Source organism: Pararhizobium qamdonense, from assembly GCF_029277445.1.
GTDB lineage: Bacteria > Pseudomonadota > Alphaproteobacteria > Rhizobiales > Rhizobiaceae > Pararhizobium > Pararhizobium qamdonense.
Genome location: NZ_CP119566.1, coordinates 18,463 through 31,522, shown reverse-complemented (window position 1 = coordinate 31,522; position 13,060 = coordinate 18,463). Strand labels below are relative to the sequence as shown.

The 13,060-nt window shown below is 61.3% G+C and carries 12 protein-coding genes; 10 read left to right on the top strand and 2 right to left on the bottom strand.

The genetic code is table 11. The features are described from left to right. Window positions 1–55 precede the first annotated feature (55 nt). The 3 genes from PYR65_RS00150 (at window position 56) to PYR65_RS00140 (ending at window position 4,591) form a co-directional block, all read left to right on the top strand. Window positions 56–940, top strand: a complete 885-nt coding sequence (locus tag PYR65_RS00150; RefSeq protein ID WP_276119437.1) for a helix-turn-helix domain-containing protein — start codon at window positions 56–58, stop codon at window positions 938–940. 182 nt (window positions 941–1,122) lie between these two features. Further along, window positions 1,123–3,300 carry a TonB-dependent siderophore receptor gene (locus tag PYR65_RS00145; RefSeq protein WP_276119436.1) on the top strand — a complete coding sequence of 726 codons (2,178 nt, stop codon included), beginning with the start codon at window positions 1,123–1,125 and terminating at the stop codon, window positions 3,298–3,300. Window positions 3,301–3,598: 298 nt separating this feature from the next. Next, window positions 3,599–4,591 carry a BMP family lipoprotein gene (locus PYR65_RS00140; protein ID WP_060637990.1) on the top strand — a complete coding sequence of 331 codons (993 nt, stop codon included), beginning with the start codon at window positions 3,599–3,601 and terminating at the stop codon, window positions 4,589–4,591. A gap of 366 nt (window positions 4,592–4,957) precedes the next feature. Here PYR65_RS00140 and PYR65_RS00135 read toward each other — a convergent pair whose 3' ends face one another. Next, window positions 4,958–5,167 carry a SlyX family protein gene (locus PYR65_RS00135; RefSeq protein ID WP_276119435.1) on the bottom strand — a complete coding sequence of 70 codons (210 nt, stop codon included), beginning with the start codon at window positions 5,165–5,167 and terminating at the stop codon, window positions 4,958–4,960. 291 nt (window positions 5,168–5,458) lie between these two features. Between PYR65_RS00135 and PYR65_RS00130 the strand changes: the two genes are divergently transcribed. The 7 genes from PYR65_RS00130 to deoA all read left to right on the top strand — a co-directional run bounded on the left by PYR65_RS00130 (window position 5,459) and on the right by deoA (window position 12,537). Further along, window positions 5,459–6,994 carry an ABC transporter ATP-binding protein gene (locus PYR65_RS00130; RefSeq protein ID WP_276119434.1) on the top strand — a complete coding sequence of 512 codons (1,536 nt, stop codon included), beginning with the start codon at window positions 5,459–5,461 and terminating at the stop codon, window positions 6,992–6,994. Next, window positions 6,991–8,124, top strand: coding sequence for an ABC transporter permease (locus tag PYR65_RS00125; RefSeq protein ID WP_276119433.1), 1,134 nt, complete (start codon window positions 6,991–6,993; stop codon window positions 8,122–8,124). The genes PYR65_RS00130 and PYR65_RS00125 overlap by 4 nt, the downstream gene beginning before the upstream one ends. A gap of 3 nt (window positions 8,125–8,127) precedes the next feature. Next, window positions 8,128–9,099: an ABC transporter permease gene (locus tag PYR65_RS00120; protein WP_060637994.1), complete on the top strand. Its 972-nt coding sequence runs from the start codon at window positions 8,128–8,130 to the stop codon at window positions 9,097–9,099. A gap of 2 nt (window positions 9,100–9,101) precedes the next feature. Then, entirely contained in the window at window positions 9,102–9,494 is a 393-nt protein-coding gene (locus PYR65_RS00115; protein ID WP_162252658.1) for a cytidine deaminase, read from the top strand. Beyond that, window positions 9,491–10,282 (top strand): purine-nucleoside phosphorylase, encoded by a 792-nt coding sequence (locus tag PYR65_RS00110; RefSeq protein ID WP_276119432.1) that lies wholly within the window; start codon window positions 9,491–9,493, stop codon window positions 10,280–10,282. Before PYR65_RS00115 ends, PYR65_RS00110 begins: the two co-directional genes overlap by 4 nt. A 165-nt stretch (window positions 10,283–10,447) precedes the next feature. Next, on the top strand, window positions 10,448–11,221 hold the full coding sequence (deoC, locus tag PYR65_RS00105; protein ID WP_276121131.1) for a deoxyribose-phosphate aldolase: 774 nt from the start codon (window positions 10,448–10,450) through the stop codon (window positions 11,219–11,221). Beyond that, window positions 11,218–12,537, top strand: a complete 1,320-nt coding sequence (deoA, locus tag PYR65_RS00100) for a thymidine phosphorylase (protein WP_276119431.1) — start codon at window positions 11,218–11,220, stop codon at window positions 12,535–12,537. Before deoC ends, deoA begins: the two co-directional genes overlap by 4 nt. Here deoA and PYR65_RS00095 read toward each other — a convergent pair. After that, window positions 12,527–13,042, bottom strand: a complete 516-nt coding sequence (locus tag PYR65_RS00095) for a TIGR02281 family clan AA aspartic protease (RefSeq protein WP_276119430.1) — start codon at window positions 13,040–13,042, stop codon at window positions 12,527–12,529. The two genes, deoA and PYR65_RS00095, sit on opposite strands and share 11 nt — an antisense overlap. Window positions 13,043–13,060: the final 18 nt, after the last annotated feature.

Genomic DNA, 13,060 nt, shown 5'->3' with positions numbered 1-13,060 from the left:
ATTATAAAAAGCAGGTTTTATTCCCGGCCGCATGGACCGGTTCCGCCGAGGCGTTATGACCTTTCAACCGCGCATGAACAACAGGATTTCCGGGTTTTCCGTCATCGGTGGGCTGAACCGCCGCGAATGGAACGGCATCGTTGCCGATCTCTGGGATGTCGAATGCGCGCCGGCCGCTGGCGGGTTCTATGTGGCGGATGATCCCAGGCTCTTCATCGTACTGGACGCCAAGGGCGGCGGGCGGCGCAACATCCGGCTGCGGCCGGCGCATCAGGCACCGGCGGAGGACAGCCGCCGCCAGGTGATCTCCTATATTCCGGCAGGCATGGAATTGTGGGCCGAAATGGTCGATGTGAATTATGTCCGCCATCTCGATCTGCATTTCAACGCGGAGGTGCTCAGCCGCAGGCTGATGGAGGAACTCGACAGGCGCAAGCTGGATATGCCGCGCCTCTTGTTTTCCGAGCCGCGGTTCCTGGCTCTCGCCGAGCTGATCGCTGCCGAATGCGAAAATCCGCAGCCATTGCACGATCTCTATGGCGATGGACTGTCGGTGGCGCTGTTTGTGGATGTGATGAAGCTTGCGCCGGTGCGTGCGCGCAAGCGCAGCGAGCTGGCCGCATGGCAGTTGCGCCGCTCGATTGATTATATCGAGGAAAACTGCCTGCGCGGCATTCGTCTTGAAGAACTGGCAACGCTCACCGGTCTGTCGCAATCCTATTTCAGCCATGCCTTCAAGGCCTCGACCGGCTTGCCGCCGCACCAGTGGCAGATGAAGGCCCGCATCGAGCGGGCCAAGCAACTGATGCTCACGGACGAATTGCCGATGAGCGTCATTGCCGCCGAAACCGGCTTTGCCGATCAGGCGCACTTCACCCGTGTGTTCCGCAAGTCTGTCGGCGCAACACCGGCCACCTGGGCCAAAAGCCAACGCTTTTGAGCATTTGCGCTTTGTCTGGGCAGAAAGCGGAATATGGACCAGAAACGTTCAAGAACCGCAGCCAGAGACAATCCCGGTCCATCATAGTTGAGCTAAAGACTCCGCTTATATTCATGGAAATGCCGGATTGCGTACCGCCGACGGGGGCGAAGGCGCCCGGTTCAAGCTGGGGTGACGAAATCATGCAGATCAAGGGGACTGGTCTCTACCGGGTATTGATGGCGAGTGCCGCCGTTGCGGCAATCACTGTTGCGCAGTCTGCCTATGCGCAGGACGCCGCAACAGGCGGCGCCACGGCGCTGGAACGCCTGACCGTCGAAGGCGGCAAGGGCGGCAAGCCTGCAGAGGGCGAAGCCACCGGCCCGGTCGATGGCTATGTGGCAAAGGCGACGGGCACGGGCTCGAAGACCGCAACGCCGGTTTCGCAGATACCGCAATCCGTTTCTGTGATCGGCCGCAAGGAACTGGACGATCGCGGCGTCGTCACCAAGATCGACGAGGCCCTGCGCTACACCGCCGGTGTTTCGACCGAACCCTTCGGCAGCGATCCGGATACGGACTGGTTCTACATCCGTGGCTTCGACGCGACGCAGACCGGTGTCTTCCTCGACGGCCTCAATCTCTTTTCCTTCGGCTTCGGCGGTTTCCAGACCGATGCCTATATGATGGAACGGGTCGAGGTGCTGAAGGGCCCGGGGTCCGTTCTTTATGGCGGTTCGAGCCCCGGCGGCATTGTCGATCTCGTGCGCAAGCGCCCGCAGGCAGAGCCCGCCTACTCCACAGAGATCGGCATCAACAATTTCGGCAATGCCTTCTTCGGCTTCGATGCCAATGACAAGCTGAATGACGATGGCACGATCACCTACCGCGTCACCGGCAAGATCGCTGGCGGCGACAATTATTCGGATTATTCCGAGGATCTGCGCGGCTTCGTCATGCCGCAGGTCACCTATGCGCCGGATGATGCGACATCGCTGACCGTCTATGCGATCGTTTCGGCCTTCGACCAGACCCATGTCGGCAACGGCTTCCTTCCCTATGAAGGCACGGTCACCAACGCCCCGTTCGGCAAGATCGACCGCGACCTGTTCTTCGGCGAGCCGGATCATGATTTTGGCCGCTACGACCAGCAGATGCTCGGCTATGAATTCTCGCACGAATTCGACAATGGCTGGAAGGTCTCACAGAACCTGCGCTACAGCCATCTCGACAAGGCTGAAGAGCTTGTCTACCCCTATGCCTATACGCCCACCTATGATCTCGCCCGTCTCGGCTTCAAGCACGATACATCCGTCGATAGTTTCAGTGTCGATAACCGTGCGGAAAAGGAATTCTCGACCGGGCCGCTCGAACATTCGCTGCTGCTTGGCCTCGACTACAAGAATTTCAAGATCGACCAGACCCAGGCCTCCGCATTCCCGGCGACGGATCTGGATCCGACCGATCCGGTCTATGGCGGCGGGCTGCCAGCCTATTTCACCTATCTCGATGGCGTCACCCGCCTGAAGCAGACTGGTGTCTACGCGCAGGACCAGATCCGCTTCGGCGATGGCTGGCTGCTGACGCTGAATGGCCGCTATGATTATGTCGATATCGAAAACCGCTCGCGTCTGGCCACGGGGTCCTATGCCACCAATGACAGCGCACTCAGCGGCCGCGCCGGCCTTGCCTATGAATTCGACAATGGCATCACGCCCTATGTCTCCGTCGCAACCTTCTTCAATCCACAGATCGGCACCCTCTCGGGCAGCGGCGGCGCGCTGGAACCGGAAGAAGGCCATCAGGTCGAAGGCGGCATCAAATACGAACCCACCTTCATTGACGGCTCGCTGACGGCCTCGGTCTACCAGATCGTCAAGCAGAACGTCACGACGACGATCGCAGGTCCGCCACCCTTCCAGGAGCAGATCGGCGAGGTCACATCCACCGGCTTCGAGCTGGAAGGCAAGGTCAACCTCACCCAGAACTGGAAGATGCTGGCGAGCTACACCTATAACGACCTGGAAGTCACGGAAGACGGCGACCCTTCGGTCATCGGCAACCGCCCCTATCTGATCCCGGAACATGAGGCGGCCGTTTGGGTCGAATATCTGGTGACGGAAGGCGCGCTGGAAGGCGTCAGCCTGGGCGGCGGCCTGCGCTACCAGGGCGAATCCTTCGCCGATATGGCCAATACCGCCAAGGTTCCCGATGCGCTGATCGCGGATGCGGCGATCCGGTACGAGAAGAACGGCTGGGGCGCAGCCCTCAACGTCACCAACCTGTTCGACAAAGAGTATGTCAAGGGTTGCCAAGGCTTGTTTACCTGCGGTTACGGCGACCAGCGCACCGTGACGCTGAAGCTCAGCAAGGCCTGGTAAGCCGCAACGGATCGAGCGATTTTGAGGGCGCGGCAGATCGATGCCGCGCCCTTTTGCGTTGATAGGGCCGATGGCCCGTGCACAAAAAATCGCCGCAAAACGATAATTTTGCCAGGTTTTTGGGCCATTTACCTTTTTTTACCAATTGAAAAATTTCGGGTGAATTTTGATTTGAGGCATGTAAGGATGCGCGCCAGCCAGACATCCCTTCAAGGGAGTGGTGGTTCCGCAGACATGCTCCCGCAGAGGAGCTTGCGGGAGGACCCAACAAGATCAATAGCAACAACAGGGCTGCACAATGAAAAAAACCCTCCTCGGTCTCCTTGCTTTTTCGATGATGTCGGCCACGGCGCTTGCCGCAGACATCAAGCCGGCGCTGATCTTCGATCTCGGCGGCAAGTTCGACAAATCCTTCAACGAAGCAGCCTTCAACGGCGCGGAAAAATTCAAGACCGAAACCGGCATTGAATATCGCGAATTCGAAATCAGCAACGATGCCCAGCGCGAGCAGGCGCTGCGCCGCTTCGCCGGCGACGGCAACAACCCGATCGTGATCGTCGGTTTCAACTGGGCGCCGCCGCTCGAAAAGCTGGCCGCTGAATATCCCGACACGAAATTCGCCATCATCGACACGGTCGTCGACAAGCCGAACGTCAAGTCGATCGTCTTCAAGGAACAGGAAGGCTCGTATCTCGTCGGCGTTCTCGCCGGTCTTGCATCCAAGTCGAAGACCGTCAGCTTCGTCGGAGGCATGGATATCCCGCTGATCCACAAGTTCGCCTGTGGTTACATCGGTGGTGCCAAGTCCACCGGTGCTGACGTCAAGGTGCTCGAAGCCTATACCGGCACGACCCCGGATGCCTGGAACGACCCGGTCAAGGGCGGCGAAATCGCCAAGTCGCAGATCGATCAGGGCTCCGACGTCGTCTATCACGCTGCCGGCGGCACCGGTGTCGGTGTTCTTCAGGCGGCTGCGGATGCAGGCAAGCTCGGCATCGGCGTTGACTCAAACCAGAACGCGCTCCAGCCCGGCAAGGTCCTGACCTCCATGCTCAAGCGCGTCGATGTTGCCGTCTACGAAGCCTTCAAGGCCGCAAAAGATGACAAGTTCGAATTCGGCGCCTCCAACCTCGGCCTCAAGGAAGATGGCGTCGGCTTTGCGCTCGACGACAACAACAAGGCGCTGATCACACCTGAAATGCTGACCGCCGTTGACAAGGTCAAGGCCGACATCGTTGCCGGTACGGTTGCGGTTCACGACTATATGTCGGATGAAGCCTGCCCCTATTGATCCGCAAACGGATTGAATGAAGAGGCCGCCGGTCTCTGGGACCGGCGGCTTTTTTATTGTTTGGAAGGTTTTGATAGGCCCTTCCCAAAAGACCCCTCCCCAACCCCTCCCCACAAGGGGGAGGGGCTTCGATGCCGCGCCTTTTGCGCACCAAGCAACCGGCCGTGACGATTAAAACTGACCGCGAAGGGAACGCCAACAACTGGCCACGAGTATTAAACGCTGACCGCGAAGGGATGCTGACCGCCAAAAGATGGTAACCGGGAACACCGTGGGTGCCACGGTTTAGCCCCTCCCCCTTGTGGGGAGGGGTTGGGGAGGGGCCTTGCGGGGAGGGGGTGTTGAGCGCTGGGTTCGGATGCCCGCTCAATAATGCGGCGGACGTGTATTGGCGGGCGCCTCGATGCTTTGTTCCTCAAGACTGAGGAAGCGCTCGGTCAGGCGGTCGAGCTTGGCCCGGACTTGCTCGACCACGGTCCATTGCTGCGTCAACTGGTCGGACAATTCCTCGATCGTCTTTGCCTGATGCGCGATCGTTTCCTCGAGCCGGATGAGGCGCTCGCTGTCATTGCTCATGGTTTTTTCCTTCACGGCAGCCGTATATGCGTATGCCATCCCCTATCATATCCACATCATCGATACAGTCCGGCGAACTGGGATATTGCGTTTCGCCGGAAAGTGCGTAAATCGCGCTGGACTCTCCGCAACGATCTGGAATGATCTGGGAAGAGCGGAGGGGCTTTTGATTTTTTGACTTACGCGCCCGGATTTCGATGCTAAACTTAACCAATTGGTAAAAAAATCGATGCCCGGGATGCCGCTGTCAAAGCGGAGAAAACCGGGCCGGCTTGGGGAACATGGGTCAATATGAGCGATATTGCCATCGAGTTGCGTGGCATCGACAAGAGCTTTGGCCTTGTCCATGCCAATAAGAATATCAACCTGACCGTTCGCAAGGGCACCATTCACGGCATTATCGGTGAAAACGGCGCCGGCAAATCGACCCTGATGTCGATCCTCTACGGCTTCTACCAGGCCGACGAGGGCGATATCGTTATCGACGGCAAGACCGTGACGATCAAGGATCCGAACGCGGCGATCGCCAGCGGCATCGGCATGGTGCACCAGCATTTCATGCTGGTCGAGAATTTCACCGTGCTCGAGAATGTCATGCTCGGTGCAGAAGAAAGCCAGATCCTCAATACCAGCATTTCCAAGGCCCGCGTCGAGCTGAAACGGCTGGAAAAGGAATATGCGCTGGAGGTCAATCCGGACGCCCTGATCGAGGAATTGCCGGTCGGGCTGCAGCAGCGCGTCGAAATCCTGAAGGCGCTCTACCGCCGGGCCGATATCCTCATTCTCGACGAGCCGACGGGGGTTTTGACGCCGCCCGAGGCCGATCACCTGTTCCGCATCCTGGGTCAGTTGAAGGATCAGGGCAAGACCATCATCTTCATCACCCACAAGCTGCGCGAGATCATGGCGATCACTGACGAGGTGTCCGTCATGCGCCGCGGCGAGATGGTGGCGACGCGCAAAACCAGGGAAACCTCGGTCGAGGAACTGGCCGAGCTGATGGTCGGACGCCGCGTGCTGTTGCGGGTCGAAAAGGGCGAGGCCAATCCTGGCGAGGTCAAGCTTGCGGTCGAAAACCTGACGGTGCGCGATGGCCGTGGCGTCACCATGGTCGATAATGTCTCGTTCAACCTGCGCGCCGGCGAAATCGTCGGCATTGCCGGGGTGGCGGGCAATGGCCAGTCCGAACTGCTGGAAGCGATCTCCGGCATTCGCAAGGCGGTCGGCGGCAGGGTGCTGCTCAACGGCGAGCCGATCGACGTTACCGCCCATGTCGATCCGCGCGACCTGCGCGACAGGGGGCTCGCCCATGTGCCGGAAGACCGCCACCATGTCGGGCTGGTGCTGAAATTCGAGGAGGCCGAAAACGGTATCCTCGGCTACCACCACGACAAGCGCTACCTCAACGGCGTCTTCCTCAATACCAAGGCGATCCAGGCGGATGCCGAGGAAAAGATCAAAAAATACGATATCAGGCCGCCCAATCCCCGGCTGAAGACCGCCAATTTTTCCGGCGGCAACCAGCAGAAGATCGTTTTGGCGCGCGAGATGGAGCGTGGGCCGGACGTCCTCATCATCGGCCAGCCGACGCGCGGCGTCGATGTCGGCGCCATCGAATTCATCCACAAACGGATCATCGAGATGCGGGACCAGGGCAAGGCTGTCCTGCTCGTCTCCGTCGAACTCGATGAAATCCGCGCCCTGTCCGACCGTATCATCGTCATGTTTGCCGGCCGTGTCGTCGGCGAGCGCGATCCGGATGCGACCGAAGGGGAGCTCGGCCTGTTGATGGCCGGTGTCGAAGGCCGCAAGGAGGCCGCCGAATGAGCAATCCCTATGCAAAACTGCCGGCCTGGGCCGAATATATCCTGATCCCGGTGCTCAATCTGGCCGTTGCCTTCCTGGTCGCCGGGCTCGTCGTGCTGCTTGTCGGCGAAAATCCGCTGGATGCCGCCTATTACATGATCACCGGCGCCTTTGGCCGCGGCGAATATATCGGCTTCACGCTGTATTATGCCACGACCTTCATCTTCACCGGCCTCTCGGTCGCCGTCGCCTTCCATGCCGGCCTGTTCAATATCGGCAGTGAGGGGCAGGCCTATATCGGCGGCATCGGCGTGGCGCTCGCCTGTCTCTGGCTCGACAAGACCATGCCCTGGTTCGTGGTGTTTCCGCTGGCGATCATCGGGTCGGCCACATTTGGCGCGCTCTGGGCCTTCCTGCCCGGCTGGCTGCAGGCCAAGCGCGGCAGCCACGTGGTCATCACCACCATCATGTTCAACTTCATCGCCTCCAGCCTGATGGTCTATCTCCTGACCCGGGTGCTGAAGCCGCTTGGCCAGATGGCGCCGCAGACCCGCACCTTCGAGGCGGGCGGGCAGTTGCCGAAGCTGGACTGGCTGATGTCGATCTTCGGGCTCAATCTCGGCAATTCGCCGTTCAATGTCTCCTTTCTGCTGGCCCTTCTCGCCGCCTTCGGCGTCTGGGTGCTGATCTGGCGCACCAAGCTTGGCTACGAGATGCGCACCATGGGCCACAGTCCATCGGCCGCGCGCTATGCCGGGATCGGCGAGGCGCGCATTATTGTCATCGTCATGATGATCTCGGGCGGTCTGGCAGGCATGATGGCGCTCAACCCGATCATGGGCGAGCAATACCGCATGCAGCTGGATTTCGTGCAGGGCGCCGGTTTCGTCGGCATCGCGGTGGCGCTGATGGGCCGCTCGCATCCGGCCGGCATCATCCCGGCTGCGGTCCTGTTCGGCATGCTCTATCAGGGTGGCGCCGAAATCGCCTTTGAAATGCCAGCCATCTCGCGCGACATGATCGTCATCATCCAGGGCTTGGTCATCCTTTTTGCCGGGGCGCTGGAAAACATGTTCCGCCCGGCGATCGGCCGCGCCTTTGCCGGGATCGGCCGCCGTTCCGCCGTTGCCGCGCAGACAAGGGGAGCCTGAGCCATGGATCTTTTCCACACGATCATCGCGATCCTCGAATCGACCATCCGGGTCTCCGTTCCACTGATCTTTGCAGCACTGGCCGGCCTGTTCACCGAGCGGGCAGGGGTGTTCGACATCGGCCTTGAGGGCAAGATGCTTGGCGCCGCCTTTGCCGCCGGTGCCGTCGCCGCCGTAACCGGCAATGTGATGATGGGGCTTCTGGCCGCCATCCTGATTTCCGTGCTGTTATCTCTGGTCCACGGCTATGCCTCGATCACCCAGCGCGGCAGCCAGATCGTGTCCGGCGTTGCGATCAATTTCATCGTCGCAGGCTCCACCGTCATCCTCGGCGAAGCCTGGTTCCGCCAGGGCGGCCGCACGCCGGCGCTATCGGGCGATGCCCGCTTCCAGACGGTCACGCTGCCCTTTGCCGATGCGGTGCGCGACGTGCCGTTTCTCGGGCCGATCTATTCCGAGCTTTTGTCAGGCCATTTCATCCTCACCTATGTCGCCTTCGCGCTGGTGCCATTCAGCTGGTGGATTCTCTACCGCACCCGCTTTGGCCTGCGCCTTCGCGCCGTCGGCGAAAATCCGAGCGCGGTGGATACGGCCGGCATTTCGGTGATCTGGCTGCGGTACCGCGCCGTCATCTGCTGCGGCATTCTCTGCGGCTTTGCCGGGGCCTATCTGTCGCTGGCCATGAGCGCCGGCTTCGTCAAGGGCATGACGGCCGGCAAGGGCTATATCGCGCTGGCCGCCTTGATCTTTGCCAAATGGCGTCCGGTCAACATCATGCTGGCCTGCCTTCTCTTCGGCTTCCTCGATGCGCTCGCTATTCGCCTGCAGGGCAACCCGTTGCCGCTGATCGGCCAGGTGCCGGTACAATTGATGCAGGCGCTGCCCTATATCCTCACGGTCATCCTGCTTGCCGGCTTCATCGGCAAGGCGATCCCGCCCAAGGCAGGGGGTGTACCCTATGTGAAGGAGCGCTGACCGTGGAAAACGAACTTTTCGAGGCAGCCCGCGAGGCCATGGCGAAAGCCCATGCGCCCTATTCGAAATTCCCCGTCGGCGCCGCGATCCGCGCCGAGGACGGCCGGATCTATACCGGCGCCAATATCGAAAACCTGTCCTTTCCCGAGGGCTGGTGTGCGGAGACGACGGCGATCAGCCATATGGTCATGGCCGGTCAGCGCAAGATCGTCGAGGTCGCGGTGATTGCCGAAAAGCTGGCGCTCTGCCCGCCCTGCGGCGGCTGCCGCCAGCGGCTGGCGGAATTTTCCGGTGCCAGCACCCGCATTTTCCTCTGCGATGAGACGGGTGTGAAAAAGACGCTCTCCATGGCTGATCTCCTGCCGCATTCGTTCGAGACCGAGGTCTTCGGATGACGGCGGCCGCAGAGCTGCTGAAGGCCAGGCTTTCCGGCTTTTCGCCGCGTTACGGCATCGTGCTCGGCTCCGGGCTCGGATCGCTGGTTGCGGCGGTCGCTGATCCCGTGCGGATGTCCTATGCGGATATTCCTGGTTTTCCGGTCAGTGCCGTATCGGGGCATGCCGGTGAGCTGGTCGCTGGCACGATCGGCGGCGTCCCCGTCATCGTCCTGTCCGGCCGGGTGCATTTCTATGAGCGTGGTGATGCCAATGCGATGCGCACGCCAATCGAGACATTGAAAGCGCTGGGCGTCGAAACGCTGATCCTCACCAATTCGGCGGGGTCGCTGCGCGAAGACCTGCCGCCGGGCTCGGTGATGCAGATCACCGATCACATCAATTTTTCCGGCACCAGCCCGCTGATCGGCGTCGATAGCGACGATCGCTTCGTCGGGCTGACCTCCGCCTATGATACCGAACTGGCTGAGCGCATGCGCGCTGCGGCCATCAAGCTGGATATTCCGCTCGGTTCCGGCGTCTATATGTGGTTTTCCGGGCCGAATTTCGAAACGCCGGCGGAAATCCGCATGGCCCGCATTCTCGGCGCCGACGCGGTCGGCATGTCGACCGTGCCGGAAGTCATCCTCGCCCGGTTCTTCAGCCTGAAGGTCGCTGCCGCCTCGGTCATCACCAATTTCGGCGCAGGCATGACCGGTGGCGAGCTCAGCCACCACGAAACCAAGGACATGGCCCCCATCGGCGGCGCCCGTCTGGCGTCCATCCTCACCGAAATGATCTCGGCGTAGCACGACCGGGTTCTCCACCTTCGGCCACGCTGGAGCGGTTGCGCGCTCCTCTCAAGCCAACAGAAGTGCTTCCGTTTGCAGATGAAGCGCTCTAGAACAACCGTTCGTGATCAGCCGCAGGCCCGCTCACGATTGATCGCGATCTCGAAATGGACGGACACCATGATGCTCGAAGCCTCCAATCGCCAGATAGCCGCGCTCGCGCTGTCACTGCTCGATCTCACCGACCTCTCCGACGACTGCACGCCGGCGGCGATCGACAAGCTCTGCGCCATGGCCCGCACGTCGCATGGCCATACGGCAGCGATCTGCATCTGGCCGCGTTTCGTGGCCCAGGCCCGCAGCATTCTGGGGGCGGGCAGCGCAGTCAAGATCGCTACCGTCGTCAATTTCCCCTCCGGCGACCTGCCGGTCGAAACGGTGCTGGCCGAAACGCGGCAGGCGATTGCCGATGGCGCCGATGAAATCGATCTGGTCATTCCCTATCGCGCCTTCATAGGCGGCGACGAACAGGCCGTGCGCACGATGATTTCCGAGGTGCGCAAGGCATGCCCGGCGCCCGTTCTGCTCAAGACCATTCTGGAGACCGGAGAATTGAAGGATCGCGGCCTGATCCGCAACGCCTCCCATATCGCCATTCAGGAAGGCGCCGATTTCATCAAGACATCGACCGGCAAGGTCACTGTCAACGCAACGCTCGAGGCGGCGGATATCATGCTGACCTGCATCCGCGAAAGCGGCCGAAAGGTTGGTTTCAAGCCGGCCGGTGGCGTTCGCACCGTCGGCGACGCCCGCCTCTATCTCACCCTTGCCGCAACGATCCACAGCCCCGACTGGCCGATGCCCTCGACCTTCCGCTTCGGCGCTTCCGGCCTGCTCACCGACATCCTCTCGGTGCTGGAAGGCCGCGAGCCGGTGGCCGGCGCGACGGCCTATTGATCATGATCCCGCAGGAGGTCATCCGGCGCAAGCGCAACGGCGAATCGCTTGAGGGAGCCGACATTGCCGCTTTCATCCGTGGCCTCACGGACGGATCGATCTCCGAGGGGCAGGTGGCAGCCTTCGCCATGGCCGTGTGGTTTTCCGGCATGAGCCTTGAGGAAACGGTGGCGCTGACGCTTGCCATGCGCGATAGCGGCGATGTGCTGTCCTTCGCGGATATTGGCCGCCCCGTTGCCGACAAGCATTCGACCGGCGGTGTCGGCGATAACGTTTCCCTGATGCTGGCGCCAATCGTGGCGGCATGCGGGCTCGCCGTGCCGATGATTTCCGGCCGTGGCCTTGGCCATACCGGCGGCACGCTCGACAAGCTGGAATCGATTCCCGGCTACGATATCAAGCCGTCCGAAGCGCTGTTTCGCCGGACCGTCGAGGACGCCGGCTGCGCCATCATCGGCCAGACCGCCGATCTCGCACCCGCCGACCGGCGTCTATACGCCATTCGCGATGTGACAGCGACCGTCGATTCCGTGCCGCTGATCACCGCCTCGATCCTGTCGAAGAAGCTCGCCGCCGGGCTGCAATCGCTGGTGCTCGACGTCAAGATCGGCAATGGCGCCTTCATGGTGGGGCTTGAGGAGGCCGAAATGCTGGCGCGCTCGCTGGTCGGTGTCGCCAATGGTGCGGGCGTCAAGACGACGGCGCTGATCACGGACATGAACGAACCGCTCGCCGATGCGGCCGGCAACGCCGTCGAAATCGAAAACTGCGTTGCCTTCCTGCGGGGTGAAAAATCCGGCACCCGCCTGGAAGCCGTGGTCATGACTTTTGCTGCCGAAATGCTGATGACCTCAGGCGTTGCAGCCAGCCCCACGGAGGGCGCAGATCTTGCCGGCCGCGCGCTGAGAAGCGGCGCTGCCCTGGAGCGGTTTGGCCGCATGGTTCATATGCTGGGTGGCCCTGCCGATTTCATCGAGCGTCCGCAGGCATATTTGGTCAAGGCCCCGGTCCTTCTCCCCGTCGAGGCGCCGTGTGACGGCTATCTGCACACCTGCAATGCCCGCGATCTCGGGATGGAAGTCATTGCACTCGGGGGCGGCCGCACACGGCCGGACGAGGCGATCGATCACCGTGTCGGCTTCAGCGGCCTGAAGCCGTTGGGAACGAAGGTCGGAAAGGGCGAGCCGTTTGCGCTGATTCATGCCGCCAGCGACGATGCGGCGTTTAAAGCGCGGGCACGGCTACAGGAAATCTACGCGATTGGCGATGACGTGTTGCCGGAGCGGCCGGTGATCGTTTCAAAGATCAGCGTGTAAGGTGCAAGGCACCGTTCTCGACCTTGTAGGACGAGAGCTTGTTGAGAAAACTCATGCCGACCAGCATGCCCGACAGCGATTTGTCAGGCAGCACCATCGCTTGAACATCCTTGACCGCGATCGTGCCGATCTCAACGCGATCGAGCATGACGGCAGCGCCCTTGACGATGCCGTTTGCCGTATTGGCCCTGGCGGTGAAGGAGAGTGACCCTGTCGAGATGCCCAGCCGTCGCGCGGTGGATATGTTGATGGCGATCATGCTGGCGCCGGTATCGACCATGCCATCCGCCTTGCGGCCGTTGATGGTGAAGGTGGCGAGGAAATGCCCGCCGGGGCCCGGCGGCAGCACCACGCTCCGGCCGCCCGTATATGCCGCCGGGCTTACGTTTACCGGTTGGGCAACGGTGCCGGCCTGCGGCCGTTCAAGATAGGAGGTCGCAAGCCCTGGCAGCACCAAGGCAGCGGCAACGATGCCTCCCGCAAACACAGCCATGCGACCCAGCATTGATCAACTCCACGCGTA